This is a genomic window from Serratia sp. CY40230 (assembly GCF_052168835.1).
Lineage (GTDB): Bacteria > Pseudomonadota > Gammaproteobacteria > Enterobacterales > Enterobacteriaceae > Serratia > Serratia nematodiphila.
Genome location: NZ_JBJNLX010000006.1, coordinates 32,502 through 52,780 on the forward strand (window position 1 = coordinate 32,502; position 20,279 = coordinate 52,780).

At 61.5% G+C, this 20,279-nt stretch carries 20 protein-coding genes; 6 read left to right on the plus strand and 14 right to left on the minus strand.

Going from position 1 to position 20,279, the window contains the following annotated elements:
• From ugpE to ACJ8IJ_RS20420, 9 genes are all read right to left on the minus strand, one after another.
• Positions 1-846, minus strand: coding sequence for a sn-glycerol-3-phosphate ABC transporter permease UgpE (gene ugpE, locus ACJ8IJ_RS20380; RefSeq protein WP_004934403.1), 846 nt, complete (start codon positions 844-846; stop codon positions 1-3).
• Positions 843-1,730: a sn-glycerol-3-phosphate ABC transporter permease UgpA gene (gene ugpA, locus ACJ8IJ_RS20385; protein ID WP_015376293.1), complete on the minus strand. Its 888-nt coding sequence runs from the start codon at positions 1,728-1,730 to the stop codon at positions 843-845. Before ugpA ends, ugpE begins: the two co-directional genes overlap by 4 nt.
• A gap of 78 nt (positions 1,731-1,808) precedes the next feature.
• On the minus strand, positions 1,809-3,128 hold the full coding sequence (ugpB, locus tag ACJ8IJ_RS20390; protein WP_442518895.1) for a sn-glycerol-3-phosphate ABC transporter substrate-binding protein UgpB: 1,320 nt from the start codon (positions 3,126-3,128) through the stop codon (positions 1,809-1,811).
• A 187-nt stretch (positions 3,129-3,315) separates the two neighbouring features.
• A complete protein-coding gene (locus ACJ8IJ_RS20395) occupies positions 3,316-4,503 on the minus strand; it encodes an aminotransferase-like domain-containing protein (RefSeq protein WP_325962709.1) in 1,188 nt (395 codons plus the stop codon).
• Between the two features lie 44 nt (positions 4,504-4,547).
• Complete coding sequence (gene livF, locus ACJ8IJ_RS20400) at positions 4,548-5,249, minus strand: high-affinity branched-chain amino acid ABC transporter ATP-binding protein LivF (RefSeq protein WP_015376292.1); 702 nt, start codon at positions 5,247-5,249, stop codon at positions 4,548-4,550.
• Between the two features lie 4 nt (positions 5,250-5,253).
• Positions 5,254-6,021, minus strand: a complete 768-nt coding sequence (gene livG / locus ACJ8IJ_RS20405; protein WP_004934389.1) for a high-affinity branched-chain amino acid ABC transporter ATP-binding protein LivG — start codon at positions 6,019-6,021, stop codon at positions 5,254-5,256.
• Positions 6,018-7,301: a high-affinity branched-chain amino acid ABC transporter permease LivM gene (locus ACJ8IJ_RS20410; RefSeq protein WP_442518894.1), complete on the minus strand. Its 1,284-nt coding sequence runs from the start codon at positions 7,299-7,301 to the stop codon at positions 6,018-6,020. Before ACJ8IJ_RS20410 ends, livG begins: the two co-directional genes overlap by 4 nt.
• On the minus strand, positions 7,298-8,224 hold the full coding sequence (gene livH / locus ACJ8IJ_RS20415; protein ID WP_015376290.1) for a high-affinity branched-chain amino acid ABC transporter permease LivH: 927 nt from the start codon (positions 8,222-8,224) through the stop codon (positions 7,298-7,300). Before livH ends, ACJ8IJ_RS20410 begins: the two co-directional genes overlap by 4 nt.
• A gap of 117 nt (positions 8,225-8,341) precedes the next feature.
• Entirely contained in the window at positions 8,342-9,457 is a 1,116-nt protein-coding gene (locus ACJ8IJ_RS20420; protein ID WP_442518893.1) for a branched-chain amino acid ABC transporter substrate-binding protein, read from the minus strand.
• 405 nt (positions 9,458-9,862) lie between these two features.
• Here ACJ8IJ_RS20420 and panM point away from each other — a divergent pair, with 405 nt between their 5' ends.
• The 3 genes from panM to ACJ8IJ_RS20435 are packed head-to-tail and all read left to right on the plus strand — an operon-like array spanning position 9,863 to position 13,525.
• Entirely contained in the window at positions 9,863-10,255 is a 393-nt protein-coding gene (gene panM / locus ACJ8IJ_RS20425) for an aspartate 1-decarboxylase autocleavage activator PanM (protein WP_015376288.1), read from the plus strand.
• Complete coding sequence (locus tag ACJ8IJ_RS20430; RefSeq protein WP_442518892.1) at positions 10,252-11,469, plus strand: DUF3142 domain-containing protein; 1,218 nt, start codon at positions 10,252-10,254, stop codon at positions 11,467-11,469. Before panM ends, ACJ8IJ_RS20430 begins: the two co-directional genes overlap by 4 nt.
• A 43-nt stretch (positions 11,470-11,512) precedes the next feature.
• Positions 11,513-13,525, plus strand: a complete 2,013-nt coding sequence (locus ACJ8IJ_RS20435) for a hypothetical protein (protein ID WP_410003317.1) — start codon at positions 11,513-11,515, stop codon at positions 13,523-13,525.
• Positions 13,526-13,588: 63 nt separating this feature from the next.
• Here the strand turns inward: ACJ8IJ_RS20435 and rpoH are convergent, their stop codons facing one another.
• From rpoH to ftsY, 4 genes are all read right to left on the minus strand, one after another.
• Positions 13,589-14,446 (minus strand): RNA polymerase sigma factor RpoH, encoded by an 858-nt coding sequence (gene rpoH / locus ACJ8IJ_RS20440; RefSeq protein WP_004934345.1) that lies wholly within the window; start codon positions 14,444-14,446, stop codon positions 13,589-13,591.
• Between the two features lie 317 nt (positions 14,447-14,763).
• Complete coding sequence (ftsX, locus tag ACJ8IJ_RS20445; protein WP_004934340.1) at positions 14,764-15,717, minus strand: permease-like cell division protein FtsX; 954 nt, start codon at positions 15,715-15,717, stop codon at positions 14,764-14,766.
• The gene (gene ftsE, locus ACJ8IJ_RS20450; RefSeq protein ID WP_004934337.1) at positions 15,707-16,378 is read right to left on the minus strand and encodes a cell division ATP-binding protein FtsE; all 672 of its coding nucleotides are present in this window, start codon (positions 16,376-16,378) and stop codon (positions 15,707-15,709) included. The genes ftsX and ftsE overlap by 11 nt, the downstream gene beginning before the upstream one ends.
• A gap of 5 nt (positions 16,379-16,383) precedes the next feature.
• Positions 16,384-17,997: a signal recognition particle-docking protein FtsY gene (gene ftsY / locus ACJ8IJ_RS20455; protein ID WP_442518891.1), complete on the minus strand. Its 1,614-nt coding sequence runs from the start codon at positions 17,995-17,997 to the stop codon at positions 16,384-16,386.
• Positions 17,998-18,239: 242 nt separating this feature from the next.
• Between ftsY and rsmD the strand changes: the two genes are divergently transcribed.
• Positions 18,240-18,860, plus strand: coding sequence for a 16S rRNA (guanine(966)-N(2))-methyltransferase (gene rsmD, locus ACJ8IJ_RS20460; RefSeq protein ID WP_015376284.1), 621 nt, complete (start codon positions 18,240-18,242; stop codon positions 18,858-18,860).
• Positions 18,850-19,122 carry a DUF1145 family protein gene (locus tag ACJ8IJ_RS20465; protein WP_004934327.1) on the plus strand — a complete coding sequence of 91 codons (273 nt, stop codon included), beginning with the start codon at positions 18,850-18,852 and terminating at the stop codon, positions 19,120-19,122. The genes rsmD and ACJ8IJ_RS20465 overlap by 11 nt, the downstream gene beginning before the upstream one ends.
• 3 nt (positions 19,123-19,125) lie before the next feature.
• Here the strand turns inward: ACJ8IJ_RS20465 and ACJ8IJ_RS20470 are convergent, their stop codons facing one another.
• Positions 19,126-19,482: a DUF2500 domain-containing protein gene (locus ACJ8IJ_RS20470; RefSeq protein ID WP_015376283.1), complete on the minus strand. Its 357-nt coding sequence runs from the start codon at positions 19,480-19,482 to the stop codon at positions 19,126-19,128.
• Between the two features lie 160 nt (positions 19,483-19,642).
• Here ACJ8IJ_RS20470 and ACJ8IJ_RS20475 point away from each other — a divergent pair, with 160 nt between their 5' ends.
• Positions 19,643-20,269, plus strand: a complete 627-nt coding sequence (locus tag ACJ8IJ_RS20475) for a lysoplasmalogenase (protein WP_004934322.1) — start codon at positions 19,643-19,645, stop codon at positions 20,267-20,269.
• Positions 20,270-20,279 lie beyond the last annotated feature (10 nt).

Sequence of the window (20,279 nt, forward strand, 5' to 3'; positions counted from 1 at the left end):
TTATTTCTCGCTATCAACCAGACCGCGCACAAACCAGCGCTGCATCAGAAGCACCACCGCCAGCGGTGGCAATAAAGTCAGAATCATCGCCGCCATCACCTGGTTCCACTGGGTCGGCGCGCCGGAAGTGGAGATCATGCTCTTGATGCCCGCCACCGCGGTGCCCATCGAAGCGTCGCTGGTGATCAGGATCGGCCACAGGTATTGGTTCCAGCCGTAGATAAAGGTGATGACGAACAGCGCCGCCAGATTGGTTTTCGACAGCGGCAACACGATGTCCCAGAAGAAACGCATCGGCCCGGCGCCGTCGATGCGCGCCGCCTCCAGCAGCTCATCCGGCAGCGTCATGAAGAACTGGCGCAGCAGGAAAGTGGCGGTAGCCGAGGCCATCAGCGGCAGCGTCAGGCCGGTATAGCTGTCCAGCAGGTTGAGGTTGGAGATCACCTCCACCGTCGGGAAAATACGCACTTCCACCGGCAGCATCAGGGTGAGGAAAATCAGCCAGAAGAACAGGCTGCGCAGCGGAAAGCGGAAGTACACGATGGCATAAGCCGACAACACCGACACCGCGATCTTGCCGCAGGTGATCGCCAGCGCCATGATCACGCTGTTCAGCAGCAGCAACGAGAACGGCACTTTGAGGTTGCCCACGCCGCCCTGCCAGATATTGCGGATGTTCTCCCACAGGTGGCCGCCGGGCACCAGCGTCATCGGCACCTGAAACACCTGTTTGTCGTCCAGCGTGGCGGCGACAAAGGCCACGTACAGCGGGAACAGCACCACCAGCACGCCGATAATCAGCATCACATGGCTGAAGATGTCCAGCCCGCGTCGATTCTCAATCATTGGTAGCGCACCTTACGTTCAACGAAGCGGAACTGGATCACCGTCAGGCCGATCACCAGCAGCATCAGGATCACCGACTGCGCGGCGGAACTGGAGAGATCCAATCCAGCGAAGCCTTCGCGGTAGATCTTGTAGATCAACGTGGTGGTGGACTGCACCGGCCCGCCGCCGGTGGCGGCGTCGATCACCGGGAAGGTATCGAAGAAGGCGTACACCAGATTGACCACCAGCAGGAAGAAGCTCACCGGCGCGATCAGCGGCAGCACCAGATGGAAGAAACGCCGCACCGGGCCGGCGCCGTCGATGGCCGCCGCCTCCACCAGCGAACGCGGGATCGACTGCAGCGCCGCTAGGAAAAACAGGAAGTTATAGCTTATCTGCTGCCATACCGAGGCCAGCACCACCAGGAACATCGCCTGGCCGCTGTTTTGCGCATGGTTCCAGTTATAACCCAGCCCATTGAGGAAGTGGGTGATCAACCCCAGACCGGGGTTGAACAGAAAGATCCACAGCACCGCCGCCACCGCCGGCGCCACCGCGTAGGGCAGGATCATCAGCGTGCGATAGAGGCGGCTGCCGCGCAGCACGTAGTCCACCAGCGCAGCGAAGAACAGCGAGACCGCCAGCCCGATGCCCGCCACCAGGAAGCTGAAGATCAGCGTGGTGTAGAACGAGTCGAGGTAGTAAGGATCCTGGAACAGCTGCTTAAAGTTATCCAGCCCGACAAACTGGCTGGACAGGCCGAACGGATCGAGACTCTGCACCGAATACCACAGCGCCTCGCCGGCGGGCCATAAAAAGAAGACGGCGGTAATCAGCAGCTGCGGCAGCACCAATGCATAGGGCAACCAGCTGCAGCCGAAACCGGGACGGGAAGATGACATAGCAGTTAAACCATTAATCGGGCACGGAAGGATCGGCGTGAAGACGCGAGCCCGGTCCGCCGGGCCCGCGACGCAGGGTTATTTGGTTGAGGCTTCGAAGCGACGCAGAAGCACGTCACCGCGCTGCACGGCGGCGTCCAACGCCTGCTGAGACGTTTTCTTGCCGGTCCACACGCCTTCCAGCTCCTCATCCACCACGCTGCGGATCTGCGGCATGTTGCCCAGGCGCAGGCCCTTGGTGAACGGCAGCGGCGGCTTGTTCAGCATCTGGCGAGTGGCGACGTCGGCGCCCGGGTTCTTGTCATAGAAGCCCTGCTGCTTGGTCAGGTCGTAAGCCGCGGTGGTGATCGGCAGATAGCCGGTCTTCTGGTGCCATTCGGCGGCGATTTCCGGCTGCGCCAGGTACTGCAGGAATTCGGCTACACCCTTGTAGGTGGCGGCGTCTTTGCCGTTCATCACCCACAGGCTGGCCCCGCCAATGATGGCGTTCTGCGGCGCGTTTTTCGCGTCGGCATCGTAAGGCATCATGCCGACGCCGTAGTTGAATTTGGCGTAGTGCTTGATGTCCGCCAGCGAACCGGAAGAGGCGGTGGTGATGGCGCAATCGCCGTTGTAGAACTTCTCGGTGGATTCGTCTTTGCGGCCGAAGTAGGTGAAATCACCCTTCTTGTTCATCGCTTCGAGCAGCGCGATATGCTTGACCTGCAGCGGTTGGTTGAACTCCAGCTTGGCACTGGTGCCGCCGAAACCGTTGTTTTCACTGGCAAACGGCACGCCGTGCCAGGCGCTGAAGTTCTCCAGTTGGATCCAACCCTGCCAGCCGCTGGCGTAACCGCACTTCATGCCGGCTTCGCGCAGCTTGGCGGTATCTGCCGCCAGTTCCTGCCAGGTTTTCGGCGGTTGATCCGGGTTCAGGCCGGCCTTTTTGAAGGCGTCTTTGTTGTAGTACAGCACCGGCGTGGAGCTGTTGAACGGCTGCGACAGCAGATGCCCGCTCTTGTTGTCGGTGTAATAGCCGGCCACCGTCGGCACGAACACCGATTCGTCGAAGTTGATACCGGCCTCTTTAAACACTTCGTAGACCGGCTTGATGGCTTTGCTGGCCATCATGGTGGCGGTGCCCACTTCGTAAACCTGCAAGATCGCCGGCGCCTTGCCGGAGCGGTAAGCGGCGATACCCGCCGCCAGGCTCTGTTCGTAGTTGCCTTTATAAACCGGCACAATCTTGACGTCGCTGTGCGACTGGTTGAAGCGATCCGCCAGAGAGTCCACTTCTTTACCCAGTTCGCCTTCCATCGAATGCCAGAACGGGATTTCTGTCGCCGCCAGCGCCTGGGCGCTGACCGCCAGGGTCAATGCGACGCACAGCGTGGTTTTGCGAATAGCGTAGGTGAGCATGCCTAACTCCTGAAAAAGCTGGTGTAAAAGCGCGTGAGCGAAAAGAATCAGTTTTTTGTTCGGAAGCTAACATGCCATGCGCGGATGACAGAAAAATAACCGTTAGATGACAGCCACATGACGGCAAGGTGAAGTGAAGATGGCGGTTTGATGTCGGCGGCGGGCATCGGCTCCGCCGCCGCGAGGCTTATAGCGAACGGCGCAGGCGCGCCACCGCTTCTTGCATCTGCTGCTCGGTGGCGGTGGCGAACGACAGGCGGAAGGTCGAACGATCCGGGTTGTCGGAGAAGAAGTATTCCCCCGGCACGAACACCACGCCCTGCTGCAGCGTGGTGTTCAGCCATTCGGTGGCGTTGAACGGCTGGCGGAAACGCGCCCACAGGAACATGCCGCCCTTCGGTTTATCGAAGGTGATGTAGTCGCCCAGCTCCTGCTCCACCAAACCGGCCATGATCTCGCCCTTCTGTTTGTAGGCGGCGCGGATCTTGTCGATCTGGGCCGGCAGGCGATCCAGGCCGAGGTAGCATTCGACGATGCTCTGCGACAGGGCGCTGGCGTGCAGATCCGCCGCCTGTTTGATGATCGCTACTTTATGCAGCAGGAACGGCGGCAAGATCGCCCAGCCCAGGCGCAGGCCCGGCGCCAGGATCTTGGAGAAGGTCGAGGTATAGATGATGTGGTCGGTATTGCCCAGCACCCGCTGCGACACCTGATGCAGCGTCGGGTGGCGCTCTTCGGTGAAACGCAGCTCGCCGTACGGATCGTCTTCGATGATCAGGAAGTTATGTTCGGCGGCCAGCTTCACCAGCAGTTCGCGGCGCGCGGCGCTGAGGGTGATGCCGCTCGGGTTGCCGAAGTTCGGCACCACGTACACGCCCTTGATACGCTGGGTTTTCAGCAGCTCGGCCAGCTCTTCCACCACCATGCCGTCGCTGTCGGACGAGACCGACATGATGTTGGCTTCCGCCAGTTCCAGCGTTTGCAGCGCCGCCAGGTAGGTCGGGCGCTCCACCACGAACACGTCGCCCGGGTTGACGATGGCGCGCATCACCAAATCCAGTGCCTGCTGAGAACCGGCGGTGACCATCACCTCTTCCGCGCGCGCGGTGACGCCGCGCTCGGCGCACAGCGCGCAAATGCGCTCACGCAGCAGCGGGCTGCCCTCGGTCAGGCCATACTGGAACGCGCTTTTCGGCTGTTCGGTGATCGCCTGCTGGGTGGCAATGCTCAATCCTTCAAAATCGAACAGCGCATCAGAGGGGATGCCGCCCGCCAGCGAAATGACGTGTTCCATCTTGCTGTGCTTAAGCAATTCACGGATGGCCGAACTTTTTACGTTAACGATGCGCTGCGCGAGTAACCCTTCTGTCTTCATTTCTTCTTCTCGTACCTGATTATTTTAATTCGTAGGGGGGCGGATTAACCGCCCAGATACGCCGACCTCACTGCTTCGTTGGCTAACAATGCAGCCCCCGTATCTTCCAACACCACGCGGCCGTTTTCCAGCACATAACCGCGGTCCGCCAATTTCAGCGCCTGATTGGCGTTTTGCTCCACCAGGAAGATAGTCATGCCCTCTTCCCGCAGCTGCTGAATGATGTCGAAGATCTGCTGGATGATGATGGGCGCCAGCCCAAGCGAAGGTTCGTCGAGCAGCAGCAGCTTCGGCTGGCTCATCAGCGCGCGGCCGATGGCCAGCATTTGCTGTTCGCCGCCGGACATGGTGCCGGCACGCTGGCTTCGGCGCTCCAGCAGGCGCGGGAACAGCGTGAACACCCGTTCGATGCGCTGTTGATACTGGTGACGATCGGCGAAGAAGCCACCCATCGCCAGGTTTTCTTCCACCGTCATGCGCGAGAAGACGCGCCGCCCTTCCGGTACGATCGCCACCGCTTCACGCATGATGCGCGAGGTTTGCCACTGGGTGATGTCCTGGCCCTGAAAGACGATGCTGCCTTCGCTGGCGCGCGGTTCGCCGCACAGGGTGCCGAGCAGCGTGGTTTTACCGGCGCCGTTGGCGCCGATTAACGTCACGATTTCGCCCTGACTTATCGTGAGACTGACCTGATGCAGCGCCTGAATTTTGCCGTAATGGGCGGATACCTGATTGAATGACAACATATTATTATTCGCCCAAATAAGCCCGGATCACGTCCGGGTTGTTGCGGATCTCCGCCGGTGTGCCCTGCGCCAGCGGCGTGCCCTGATTCACCACGTAAATGCGATCGGAAATGCCCATCACCAGCTTCATGTCGTGCTCGATCAGCAGCACCGAGACCTTATGCCGATCGCGCAGCTCGACGATCAGATGATCCAGCTCGTCGGTCTCTTTCGGGTTGAGGCCGGCGGCCGGTTCGTCCAGCATCAGCAGCTCCGGCCGGGTCACCATGCAGCGGGCGATCTCCAGCCGACGCTGCTGCCCGTAGGCCAGGTTGCCCGCCGAACGGTTGGCCATCGATAGCAGGCCGACGCGCTCCAGCCACTCCGCCGCGCGCGCCAGCGCTTCGGCTTCGGCGCGGCGGAAGGCCGGGGTTTTCAGCAACCCGGCGAACACGCCGCTTTTCAGGTGCTGATGCTGCGCCACCAGCAGGTTCTCAATCACCGTCATTTCACGGAACAGCCGCACATGCTGGAAGGTACGTACCACGCCCATACGGGCAATGGCCTGCCCCGCCAGCCCTTCCAGATGGCGATCGCGCAATTTGATGGTGCCGCCGCTCGGGCGGTAAAAACCGGTCAGGCAGTTGAATACCGTGGTTTTACCGGCGCCGTTGGGGCCGATCAGCGACACGATTTCGCCTTCATTGAGCGTCAACGCCACATTGTTGACCGCCAGCAGCCCGCCGAAACGCATCGACAGGCCTTCCACCTGAAGTAAAGGTTGAACGCTCATGCCTGTTCCCCCTTGCCCGCGTGAATGTCCGCCGCCTGCAGCTTCAGCTGCGGCCGTTTCATCGGCAACAGCCCCTGCGGCCGCCAAATCATCATCAGCACCATTAGCGCACCCAGCAGCAACATGCTGTATTCATTCAGATCGCGCATCAGCTCGCGCGACACCACCAGCAGGATCGCCGCCAGAATGACCGCGAACTGCGAGCCCATGCCCCCCAACACCACGATCGCCAATACGAAGGCCGACTCGACGAAGGTGAAGGATTCCGGGCTGACGAAACCCTGGCGCGCGGCGAACAGCGTGCCGGCAAACCCGGCGAAGGCGGCGCTGATGGTAAAGGCGGTCAGCTTGATGCGCGTCGGGCTGAGGCCCAGCGAGCGGCAGGCGATCTCGTCTTCACGCAGCGCTTCCCAGGCGCGCCCGAGCGGCATGCGCAGCAGGCGGTTGATGACGAACAGCGTCAGCACCACCAGCAGCAGCGCCACCAGGTACAGGAACACGATGCGATCGCTCGGATCGTATTTCAGGCCGAAGAAGTTATGGAAGGTATCCCAACCGCCGTCGCGCACGCTGCGGTTAAATTCCAGGCCGAAAAAGGTCGGTTTCGGGATCTGGCTGATGCCGTTCGGCCCGCCGGTGATCTCGGTATTGTTCAGCAACAGGATGCGCACGATCTCGCCGAAGCCGAGCGTCACGATCGCCAGATAGTCGCCGCGCAGCCGCAGCACCGGGAAACCGAGCAGGAAGCCGAAGGCGGCGGTGACGATACCCGCCAGCGGCAGGCTCTCCCAAAAACCGAAACCGTAATAGTGATTCAGCAGCGCGTAAGTGTAGGCGCCGATGGCGTAGAAACCACCGTAGCCGAGCACCAGCAGACCGGACAGGCCCACCACCACGTTGAGGCCGAGGCCCAGCATCACGTAGATCAGCGTCAGGGTGGCGATATCCACCGTGCCGCGCGACACCAGGAACGGCCAGGCGACCGCCGCGACGATGAACAGAGCCGCCAGCAGCTTTTGCCGCGGCGTGGTGCCGTCGAAGCTCGGCAGCACGAACGCCGGGCCGGAGACCTTTTTCAGGCCCTGCTGCAGCAGCGGGCGCAACAGCTGGAAGAAAAAGACGATGACGCAGCCGATGCCGATCCACATCCAGCGCACTTCCGCCGCGCCGTGCACCACCAGTTTGGTGCCGTCCAGGCTGAGCTGCATGCCCATCAGGAACGACGCCATCACGAACAGCACCGCCGTGGCGATCAGCGCATTAAGCAGATTGAGTTTCATACTTTCTCAACCTCCGGACGCCCAAGAATGCCGGTCGGCATGATCAGCAGCACCACGATCAGCAACGCGAACGACACCACGTCTTTGTATTCGGTGCTCAAATAAGCGGAGGTCAGCGCTTCCGCCACGCCCAGCACCAGGCCGCCGATCATCGCGCCGGGAATGCTGCCGATGCCACCCAGGACCGCAGCGGTAAAGGCTTTCATACCCGCCATAAAGCCGATGTAAGGGTTGATGACGCCGTAGAACTGGCCGAGCAACACCCCGGCCACCGCCGCCATCACCGCACCGATGACGAAAGTCAGCGAGATCACCCGGTCGGTGTTGATGCCCAGCAGGCTGGCCATCTTCAGGTCTTCCGCGCAGGCGCGGCAGGCGCGGCCCATGCGTGAATAGCGGATAAACAGCGTCAGCGCCAGCATCGCCAGGAAGGTCACGAGCCAGATGGTCAGCTGCATGGTGCTGATGGTGGCGGCGAAGCCGTTGCTTTCCCCCAGCACCCACTGGCCGGTCACCAGGCTGGGCAGCGCCAGATCGCGCGAACCCTGCGTCAGGCTGACGTAGTTTTGCAGGAATATCGACATGCCGATGGCCGAGATCAGCGCAATCAGACGCTTGGAGTTGCGCACCGGTTTGTAGGCCACCCGCTCGATACTCCAGCCGTAGGCGCTGGCGATGACGATCGAGACCAGGAACGCGGCGCCGATCAGCAACCAGCCGACGTCGATGCCGAGCATCATCAGGGCGGCGATAACGATAAAGGAGACATAGCTGCCGATCATGTACACCTCGCCGTGGGCGAAGTTGATCATGCCGATGATGCCGTAAACCATGGTGTAACCGATGGCGATCAATGCATAGGTGCTGCCCAACGTTAAGCCGTTGAACATCTGCTGCAGAAAATAGAGGAGCTGCTCTGACATACTCTGAACCCTTGGCTGCGAAACCCGCCGACGGAGAACCGGCGGGTAAAGGGAGACGGGGCCGGCAAGCCGACCCGCCGGGCGCAGCACGCTGCGCCCCACCCTAATCATTATGGCTTATTTGATCGGTGTGGACGTGCCGTTGGCATGCCACTCGAACACGCCGAACTCGAAGCCTTTCAGATCGCCCTTGTCATCCCAGGTCAGCGGCCCCATCACGGTGTCCACCGGTTTGCCAGTTTTCAGATCCTTGACGATGTCCGCCGGCTCCTGGCTGCCGCTGCGCTCCATCCCGGTGGTCAGCGACTGCAGCGCGGCATAGGTGGTCCAGACGAACGGGCCGGTCGGATCCAGCTTCTTGGCTTTCAGCGCATCGACGATCGGCTGGTTGGCGGGCACCTGATCGTAGCGTTTCGGCAGCGTCACCAGCATGCCTTCCGAGGCGGCGCCGGCGATGTTGGACAGCGAGGAGTTACCCACGCCTTCCGGCCCCATGAAGCGGGTGGTCAACCCGGCCTGTTTGGCCTGACGCAGGATCTGGCCCATTTCCGGGTAGTAACCGCCGAAATACACGAAATCGATATTCTCTTTCTTCAGGCGCGCCACCAGGGTGGAGAAGTCTTTGTCGCCGGCGGTGATGCCTTCGAACATCGCCACTTCGGTACCCTGTTTTTTCAGGCTGTCGCGCACCGAGCGCGCCAGGCCTTCGCCGTATTGCTGCTTATCGTGCACCACGGCGATGCGCTTCGGCTTGATGTCGCTGAGGATGTATTTGGCGGCGGTCGGGCCCTGATCCGAATCCAGACCGGTGGTGCGCAGGATCATCTTGTAGCCGCGAGTAGTCAGATCGGCGTTGGTGGCCGCCGGGGTAATCATGATCACGCCTTCGTCTTCATAGATATCGGACGCCGGCTGGGTGGAAGAGGAACACAGGTGGCCAATCACGTAACGAATGCCGTCGTTGATCACCTTGTTGGCGACCGCAACCGCCTGTTTCGGGTCGCAGGCGTCGTCGTATTCCACGCCGACCAGCTTGTCGCCCTTGATGCCGCCCTTGGCGTTGATGTCGGCAATCGCCTGGCGCGCGCCGGTAAACTCCATGTCGCCATACTGCGCGACCGGGCCGGACATCGCCCCGACGATCGCCACCTTGATGTCTTTCGCCATAGTCGCCTGGCTCATGGCCATCGCAATGCAACCCGCCAGCAGTGCCTTACCTGTTGTTAATTTCATCCGCAAATCCCCATCTGTCGTTGTGAACGTACCTGTTGTGTTTGCCTGCGCCCGATCGTTATTGACCGCTTTTGTTATAAGTAATAATGATTTAGGCGCTTTGTCGGCATTATTTTCTAATAAGACTTTATTTTTCATGCCATTAAACAGGAATTTTCTGCTGCAAATCAACTTCATCAGGCAGAAACAAGCGGTGTAAACAGGATAAAATTCGAATTAAATCTGCGCCGTTTACCTTGAGGCGTAGCGCGTTGTGCTGGTTAACAATCCCTTTACTAACTATTTACTCGGAAAATGCCCCGTGCAAAAAACATATTGCACAGTAATCGTACAGAAAAACTTACACAACGCTCTGCACAAGATCTATTACACTGTCGGCATCATTTAGCTGCGCGGAAATTCTGCATGAAACTGACCATCGAGCGCCTGACCGCGCTGTCCCCGCAAGACCTTATTGATCTCGGTAAAATTTGGCCGCATCAGCAGCCGGAACAGTGGCAGAGCTGGTTGAGCGGCGGCAAGGCGCTGTTCGCCGCCCGCTTCAACGAGCGTCTGCTGGGCGCGGTGAAAATTGCGCTGCAGGATGACCGCGCCGAGCTGCAGGACTTGCTGGTGCGCGAAGTGACGCGCCGCCGCGGCGTCGGTCTTTACCTGGTGCAGGATGCGCAGCGTCAGCTGCCGCAGGTCGCTCACTGGCAGCTGTCGACCGCCGGCCTGGCACCGCGCGAACGCGGGGAAGTCGAGAACTTCATGCGCGCCTGCGGCTTCGCACCGCAGGGCGATCTCTGGCAAAAATGAAACGCCGGTTGGCGGCGCTGGTCTTGATTGCGCTGGGGCTGGCGGCCGCGTTCCTCGGGCGCCAGCAGGCGCTGCGCCTGGCCTCAGACTGGGATCAGCAGGTTTATGTCTGGCAGCGGGTCTGGACGCCGCAGCACGCCGATGCGCTGGCGCACAGCCGCGATCTGTTCGGCGCGCTGCGCGTGCTGGCGCTGCAGGTGCATCCACGCGAAGGCTGGCGGGAAATCCCGGCCGATCTCAGCCTGCTGAAGCAGGACGGCCGCCCGCTCTGGCTGGTGGCGCGCCTCGACGGCCAGCTGCCGCAGCTGGACCAAGAAGCCATTATCCAGCGTGTGCTGGCGCTCACCCAGCGCTGGCAGGCGGCCGGGCTGCCCGTCACCGGCGTCGAGATCGATCATGACGCCGCCACCGCCCGCCTGCCGGACTACCAACGCTTTCTGCAGCGGCTGCGCCAACGGCTGCCCGCCGCTTTGCAACTCGGCATCACCGCCCTGCCGGCCTGGATCGGCTCGCCCGACCTGCCCGGCGTACTGCAACAGGCTGACAGCTCCGTCCTGCAGGTGCATGCGGTGCTCTCGCCGCAGCAGGGGCTGTTTGACGGCCCCTTGGCACTGCGCTGGGTGCGGCAGTACGCCGCCGTCACACCGAAGCCGTTTCGCGTCGCGCTGCCAGCCTACGGCATGGCGCTGCTGGGGTTTGATGCGCAGGGCGCGCAGGTGGAGAGCGAATCCTCGCTGCGCGTGGCGGGCAACGGCCGCGAACTGACGGTCGCGCCGCAGCAGATCGCCGATTTTCTGCAAACGCTGGCGCAGCAAACGCCGCCCCGGCTGCGCGGCATTATCTGGTTCCGCTTGCCGCTGGCGGACGATCGGCGTGCCTGGTCGCTCGCCACGCTGCGAGCAGTGATCGAACGGCGGCCGCTGAATGTCGACTGGCAGGTAAAATTTAGGCCTCAGCCACAGCAAAACGGGCTGTATGATCTGATAATTCATAACAACGGGCCGGTGGACGCCCCGCTGCCGCAAGAAGTCATCATCCGCGCCGACGACTGCCTGGCGGCGGACGCGGTCGGCAACTACCGGCTGGAATCCGCACCGCAACGGCAACGCTTTATTCGCATCAGCGGCGACCAGCTGCGCGCCGGGCAATCCCGGCCGTTGGGCTGGCTGCGCTGCCAACAACTGACGCCAGGAGGCACCCTTGTCACACCTTGATTCGCGCGCGGCACGGAACACCCGCCGCCTTCTTCCGCTGGCCATGCTGATCGGCGCCGCACTGCCGCTGGGCGGCTATGCCTGTGGCCCGGATTTTCCTAACCGGCTGCTGATCGATCGCAACGGCACCCTGCTGTATATGCCGGAGGGCAATTTCGCCTTCGAAGCCGGCCGGCTGGTGCCGATGGATAAACAGTTGCCGCACTGGCAAGCCCCGCCGCCGCCGATGCCGCCGAAACCGATGCCGCAATCGCCGGAAACGATAGCGATCGGCAAAATGCGCGCCGCCAAAACGGTGGAAGAGGCTGACGCCGTCAATACGCAGGGGTTGTCCAACGCCGCGCGTCTCTATCAACTGGGCGCCGTCGCTTTCGCCAGCCACGATCCGCGCGCCGCAGACTATTTCCAGCAGGTGCTGAAGCTACCGGCCGCCGAGCAGGGCGACTGGGGACTGCGGGCGCAGTATTCGCTTGGCCGCGTACTGATGGCGGACCACGGAACGCCGGTGAACGAATCCGGTGAAGCGGCCCCCGCCGCCGAGCACCCGCCAAAAGCCGCGCTTGAACAGGCGCTGACGGCATTCCAGCAGGTGATCGACCGGGTGAAAAACGGTACCGCCGATCCCGATCAGCTGGCGCTGAGCAGCCTTGGGCAGCAGGCGCGCATCCACCTGTGGCTGGGTGACGTCGCCCCCGCCGCCCACCTGTACGCACAGCAGGCGGCGCAGGGCGATCCGAGCGGCGGGCAGTCACTGCAGTACGTCTCCAGCTTCCTGGTCAATCCCGACCATTTGGACACGCTGAAGCAGGTTATCGGCGATCCGTTGATCCAACAGCTGGTGACCATTGAGCTGTTCGCCCGCAGCGGCAACCTGCAAATGGCGGATACCGACGGCAACGGCCGCTCCGCACAAATCATCAACCAGATCCTGACGCTGCTGGACGGCTCAGTGAAAAGCGGCTTCGCCGGCAGCGATCGGCTGGCGGCATTGGCTTACCGCTCCGGGCAGTACCCGATGGCGGCAAGCCTGCTGAAAAACGCCGGCGACAGCGGCCTGGCGTGGTGGCTGCGCGCCAAAATGGCGCTGCGCGACGGCGATGTGAAAGCCGCCACCGCCGCCTACGCCAAGGCGGCAAGCGCGTTCCCCGCCGACGAAAGCTGGGGCGAGCAACGCAACGCCGACTTCGTTGCGGAAACCATCGTGCCCGAATGCCGGGTGGCCGGCGAACAGGCTATTCTGGCGCTGAACCGCGGCGATTATCTGCAGGCGATGGACCTGCTGTATCGCGGCAAGGCGCTCTATTGGGCCGACGTGGCCGATGTGGCGGAGCGAGTGCTGACCGTCGATGAGTTGAAAGGCTTTGTCGATAAGCACGCCCCGGCGCCGACGACGCCGCTCAAGCCGGTTAACCCGGACGACTACGGCGGCCAGCAGATCACGCCGGAGGTGCAGCTGCGCGAACTGCTGGCGCGGCGGCTGATGCGCGCCGGAAGAGCCCCGGAGGCGCTGGCCTACTTCGATATCCCCAACTACCGGCAGGCGGCGCAGCAGTACGCCGACGAGCTGAAGGCCGCCAAGGACAAATCCGCCGCACCGCTGGCGCGTGCGCAGGCTTACTATCGCGCCGCCAACCTGCTGCGCGCCCAGGGGCTGGAGTTTACCGGCTATGAGATGACGCCGGACTACGCCATCTATGGCGCCGGCTATTCCTATCTGGGGGATGCGTTCGATACCCGCGAGCTGAAGCACAAAAGTTGGATCGACAGTGCGGAAGCGGCACGCGCCAAGGCGGCGCTACCGGCGGAAGACAACCGTTTCCTGCACTATCGCTGGCAGGCGGTTGGGCTGGCGCAGCAGGCGGCCGATCTGCTGCCGCCGAAGAGCCAGGCCTATGCCGCCGTGCTGTGTAACGCCGCCAGCTGGGTTATCAAGCGCGACGCCAAAACCGGCCGGGCGCTTTATCAGCGCTACATCAACACCGGCACCCGCTACCCGTGGGCGGCAAAATTCGGCTACGACTGCCCGGCGCCAGACTTTGCCGCCGTGGCGCCATAGCGCCGGATTTCAGGCACTAAAAAGCCCGGCTTGCCGGGCTTTTTTATCGAATCTCGCATCGACTCAGGCTTCGATCGCCATTTTCAGTTTCTTCATGGCGTTCTTTTCCAACTGGCGCACGCGCTCGGCGGAAACGCCATACTGATCGGCCAGCTCCTGCAACGTCGACTTGTTGTCGTCGTCCAACCAACGGGCACGAATGATATGCTGGCTGCGCTCGTCCAGACCTTCCAGCGCATAGGCCAGTTTGTCTGCGGCGTTGCTTTCCCAGTTATCTTCCTCGATGCCTTCGGCGAAGTCCGAGCTCTTGTCCTGCAGGTACAGCACCGGCGCCATCGACTGGCCATCGCGGGCCTCGTCGTCCGGAGTCGGATCGAACGTCATGTCCTGCGCCGCCATGCGAGATTCCATCTCGCGCACGTCTTTACTGGTTACGCCCAGCTCACGGGCCACCAGTTCCACTTCGTCCTGGTTGAACCAGCCCAAACGCTGTTTGGTTTTGCGCAGGTTAAAGAACAGCTTGCGCTGCGCTTTGGTGGTCGCCACTTTCACGATGCGCCAGTTGCGCAATACGTACTCGTGGATTTCCGCCTTAATCCAATGCACCGCAAAGGAAACCAGACGCACGCCGACTTCAGGGTTGAAGCGGCGAACGGCTTTCATCAGGCCGATATTGCCTTCCTGAATCAGATCCGCCTGCGGCAGACCATAGCCTGAATAGTTGCGGGCAATATGAGCGACAAAGCGCAGGTGAGACAGGATGAGCTGCTTAGCGGCATCCAGATCGCCCTGATAATGCAGCCGTTCAGCCAGCTCCCGCTCTTCCTCTGCCGTCAGCATCGGATAGGCGTTGGCTGCCCGGATATAGGCTTCCAAGCTACCTTGGGGTACTAAGGCTAAAGTTTGCATTTCTTTGGTCATTCAAACCCTCTCTATGAGAATACAAAATCATGCAGGTGATTATTACAGCGGGGAAATGATTGATTCTACGGCAGTTGCTGAAGCAAAAGCGGTTCCACACGCCGGGCACCTTAACATTTGCTGCAATTTTTGACCGTATTCCGCCCTAAAAGTTCACCCTTTTTTGCAAGCATTGTTGCTGACAATACGTGACGAAGGTGCAGGCCGATAGGGAATTTGTGCGCTAAGAAGAGAGGGATGGTGCTGACTTCGCTTGAGGTCACTCTTCTCCCGCAACGCGATCAAAAGCAGCAGGAGAAGAGTATACCAAAAAAATCTTACTGTGGTGTAAATCGGCGTAAATGTTGCACCGTCGCCAGCCAGGCGGCGATCCAGCCGATCATCGCGGAGATGATCAGCAGCAGCAGCGCCTCATCCCAGCCCAGCCCGTGCAGGGTGAAGGTGGTGCCGAATACCTTGGCTACCCCAGCGACCACCGACTCCAGCTGCCACACCAGCGCGCCGGACAGCACCAGCGACAGCAGCGCGCCGGCAAAGCCCAGCATCGCCCCGCCGTTGAGGAACGGCCGCAGGATAAAACCGTCGGTGGCGCCGATCAGTTTCATCACGTTGATGGTGTCGCGGCGGCTGAAGATGCTCAGACGCACGCTGTTGCCGATCACCAGGAACACCGCCACGATCATCAGCACGCCGATGATCGCCGCGATCTGGCCCGCCAGCCCGGTCAGCGCCGCCAGGCGGGCAAACCAGCTGTCATCCATACGCACTTCTTCGACGCCCTGCACCGCCGCCACGCGATCGCGCAGGGTGTTGAGGGTGTCCGAACTCTGGAAGCTCAGCTTCGGCGTGACGATCGCCACCGCCGGCAGCGGGTTCTCTTCCAGCATGTCCAGCGCGCCGCCAAAGCCCGACCAGTTGCGGAACTCGCCGCGCGCTTCTTCACGCGACAGGTAGTTCACCTTCTCCACGCCGGCTTCCGCCTTGATGGCGTCGAGCACTTTCAGCGCGGCGTCGTCATCGAGCGATTTATCCAGATAGACGGTCAGCTGCGGCGTTGGATACCACTGGCTGGCCGCGGTGCTGACGTTTTTCCACACGATATAGCACACGCTCGGCAGCGTCAGGGAAATGGCGATCACCATCACCGTCAGCAGCGTCGCCAACGGCTGACGCAGCATGTCTTTGATGGCGTTCATCCAGGCGTAACGCCACTGTTCGCGCCAGCCGCCGCGCAGCGCCTTGCTCTTGGCGGTTTTTGCGTTATTGGCCATGGTGAGCGCCTCCTTGCATGCGGCCCTGGCTCAGCGTCAGGATGCGGTAATTGCGGCGGGCGATAAGCCCGGTGTCGTGCGTCGCCATCAGAACGGTCACGCCGACGCGGTTGAATTCTTCAAACAGGCGCAAAATGCCTTCCGACAGCGCATCGTCCAGGTTACCGGTCGGTTCATCCGCCAGCAGCACCGCCGGCTTGTTCACCACCGCACGGGCGATGCCCACACGCTGCTGCTCACCGCCGGACAGCTGAATCGGGAAGTTTTTCGCTTTATCCAGCAAACCGACCTTGTCCAGCGCGGCGGAAACGCGGCGGCGGATATCTTCGGTGCTGGCGCCGGCGATGATCAGCGGCATCGCCACGTTGTCATACACCGTGCGATCCAGCAGCAGGTGGTGATCCTGGAAGATCATGCCGATCTGCCGACGCAGGAACGGCACCTCGCGGTTTTTCAAACGACTGATGTCGTGACCGCCAAACCAGATGTGGCCGGCGCTGGGCCGTTCGATACCGCAAATCAGTTTCAGCAGGGTACTTTTCCCCGCGCCGGAATGGCCGGTCAGAAACGCCATCTCCGCCGGGCGCAGATGGAAATCAACCCCCTGCAGCGCTTGCCGTCCGCCCAGATAAGCTTTACTGACCTGTTCAAAGCGAATCATCCGTATTAATCCTCTCGGGCAAAAAGTGCCTCAATAAAATCGTCAGCCTTAAACGGCCGCAAATCTTCGATGCCTTCCCCGACGCCGATATAGCGGATCGGGATACCGAACTGATCGGCGATGGCGAAGATCACCCCGCCCTTGGCGGTACCGTCCAGTTTAGTCAGCGTGATGCCGGTTAAGCCCACGGCCTCATTAAATAATTTCGCCTGACTGACCGCATTCTGGCCGGTGCTGGCATCGAGCGTCAGCATAACCTCATGGGGGGCCTGGTCGTCCAGTTTTTTCATGACGCGGACGATCTTCTTCAGCTCTTCCATCAGGTGCGATTTGTTCTGCAGACGGCCGGCGGTATCGGCGATCAACACATCGATGCCGCGCGCCTTGGCTGCCTGCACCGCATCGAAGATCACCGAAGCGGAATCCGCGCCGGTATGCTGCGCCACCACCGGAATGCGGTTGCGTTCACCCCACACCTGCAGCTGCTCCACCGCCGCGGCGCGGAAGGTGTCCCCCGCTGCCAGCATCACCGACTTGCCTTCCGCCTGGAACTGGCGCGCCAGCTTGCCGATGGTGGTGGTTTTACCCACGCCGTTCACGCCGACCATCAGGATGACATACGGGGTTTTCCCGCTGACATCCAGCGGCTGATCGACCTTGGCCAGAATTTCGGACATTTCCTCCTTCAGCTTGCCGTACAGCGCTTCGGCGTCTTTCAGCTGCTTGCGGCTGGCGTGCTGGGTCAGGGAGGTGATGATTTTGCGCGTGGTGTCCACGCCAACGTCAGCGATCAGCAGCTGTTCTTCCAGCTCGTCGAACAGGTCGTCGTCGATCTTTTTACCGCGGAACAGCCCCATAAAGCCGGAGCCGAGGTTCTGCTTGGTCTTCAGCAGGCTGCGCTTCAGGCGCGCGAAGAAGCCTTCTTTGGTCGGGCGCTCCTGCTCTTGCGCAGCGGCCGGCACGACGGGTTCCAGCGGCTCTTCTTCCGCTTCCGGCACTGGCTCAACGACTGGCTCGGGTTCAACAACCGGTTCCGGTTCAACGACTGGCTCGGGCTCAACGACCGGCTCGGGTTCGACGACCGGCTCAGGTTCGACGACCGGCTCTGGCTCGACAACCGGCTCTGGCTCGACGACCGGCTCGGGCTCGACGACCGGCTCTGGCTCGACAACCGGCTCGGGTTCGACGACCGGCTCAGGTTCGACGACCGGCTCAGGCTCAACGACCGGCTCAGGCTCTACGACCGGCTCGGGTTCGACAACCGGCTCGGGTTCGGTGACAGGTTGCTGCTGCGCCGCCACCTGTTCGGTGACGCTGACGATCTCTTCGGCCAGCGCTTGCGCCGCCGGATGCTCGGCCGCTGCCGGCAGATTTTCCGCGATTTGCTCGCCGGCCTGACCGTTATCCCACTCTCCCGGAGTGTCGACGGAGGCGGCAGGTTCAGATTCCTGGGCGGGGAGCTTGTCATCCAGCTTGGCGGCGACCGGTTCAGCCGGCGTCTCCGCGGCCTGAGGTTCCGCCTGCTCTACCGACGGCTCAGGTTGCTGTTGCTCTTCTTCCTTCTCCTTCTGGCCAAACCCCAGCCAGGAGAAAAACCCACGTTTCTTATCTTTTGCCATGTTATGACTCTACTCCGTACCGAAGGCTCGCTTACCCTCCATACCTGAAGGATATATGCTGACAATAATCCGCCGAGTCTATCACTTTCCCTCGCCCAGCAACACGCATCCGGCATGCTTTCCGGCGTGAAATCAGACAACAACGTTTTACCGTTCCCCCCGACGCCCGTCACCGGTAGAATAGGGACAACTTTTCGTTAACCTCGGCGGCCCCGCGCCGCGAAAGAAACCAAACAACGCTTATGACAAGACTCTCGCCACGGGCGGCGGCCAAAAAACCGCCCCAGGCCGCAGCCGGACAGATCCGCATCATCGGCGGCCAATGGCGCGGTCGCAAACTCCCGGTGCCGAACAGCCCGGGGCTGCGCCCCACCACCGATCGGGTACGCGAAACCCTGTTCAACTGGCTGGCGCCGGTGATTCAGGGCGCGCGCTGCCTCGACTGTTTCGCCGGCAGCGGCGCATTGGGGCTGGAAGCGCTGTCGCGCTATGCCGGCAGCGCCACGCTGCTCGAATTCGAACGGCCGGTGGCGCAGCAGCTGGAAAAAAATCTGGCGCTGCTGCAGGGCAAAGGGGTGGTTATCAACACCAACGCGCTGAGCTGGCTGGCGGGCGACGGTCAACCGTTCGACGTGGTGTTCCTCGATCCGCCGTTTCGCAAAGGCCTGCTGGCGGAGACCGCCCTGTTGCTGGAGCAACGCGGCTGGCTGGCCGACGAGGCCTGGATCTATGTAGAAGCCGAGGCGGAAAGCGCCGCGGCGGACGTGCCTGCCAGCTGGCAGCTGCACCGGGAGAAGGTCGCCGGCCAGGTGGCCTATCGCCTTTATATTCGTTCGCAAGAGAAAACCGACCATGTTGATTAATCTGGGCCGCCTGCTGATGCTGTGCGTGTGGGGCTTCCTGCTCTCTAACCTGTTCCATCCGTTTCCCAAGCCGCTGAAGTATTTCATCGACGTGGCGCTGTTCTTTATGGTGGTGATGCACGGCCTGCAGCTGGTGCTGTTGAAATCCACCCAGCCGAAGGATCAGCCGATCAGCTACTGGCAAGAGGCCAAGATCTTTATCTTTGGCGTGTTCGAGCTGCTGGCCTGGCAAAAGAAACAGCCGCCCATCAAGAAGAAGTGACCGCTACGGCTGAGCGGTGAACGAGACGAAGCGCGTGCCCTGCATGTTCAACGTGCCCTGCGCGCCCTTTTCTATCGGGTTGTACTGCCATTGCTTCAGCCGCAGCTGGATGTCTTCACCTCCCTGTACCGGGCTGAACACCACCTCGTAATTCATCGGTTCATTGACCAACGGCTCGCGCTGCGGCGCGCGGGTCTTGGTGACCGGCACCGCGCGTTTGTCGCTCACCGTCACCTGCAGACTGCGCATCGGCGCGCGATCGTTTTCCGCCTCCTGCTGCCGCTGCTTGAAGTAGCGTTGCGTGGCCAGCACGGCGATCAGCGCAATCACGGCGACAAAAAATAACGGTGGCTTACTCATCGGTTTCCCATTTCCTTCGCGGCTAAATCAGCGTAAACATAGCATTCTCAAGAAAGCATTGTCGATCGCCGCCAGGCTACCTACACTGAAATGAAGAAGTGACATTGGTGACAGTTTGGAGCCGGTTGTTGCGGCTCCCTCATACATAAGGAAGACATTAATGAGTTGGCCGTTCCTTGCCGTATTCTTTTCCGGTTGGCTGTTCGTCGACGCCTCTTACCGTGGGCCGCGCTGGCAGCGCTGGGTGTTCAAACCCGTCACGCTGTTGCTGCTGTTGCTGTTGGCCTGGCAGGCGCCGGTGCTCGGCGCTGCGGGTTATCTGATCGTACTCGGCCTGCTGGCGACGCTGATCGGCGACGCATTGCTCCTGTTGCCGCGCGAACGGGTGCTGTATGCCATCGGCGCCTTTTTCCTGTCCCACCTGCTGTACACCCTGAGTTTCGCCAGCCAGATGACGTTCAGCCTGTTCTGGCCGCTGCCGCTGGCGCTGCTGGCGATCGGCGCACTGCTGCTGGCCACCGTCTGGACCCGGCTGGAAGAGATGCGCTGGCCGATCGTTACCTACGTAGCGATGACGCTGCTGATGGTCTGGCTGGCGGGCGAACAATATTTCCTGCGCAGCACCGATTTCGGCTTCTCGCTGCTGACCGGCACCTCGCTGCTGCTGCTGGCCAACGTGGTTTGGCTGCTCAACCGCTACCGCTTCACCTTCCGCGCGGCGGACGCCATCGTGGCTTTCTGTTATTTCTCCGGCCACTTCCTGATCGTGCGTTCGCTCTACCTGTAGAGACCTACCG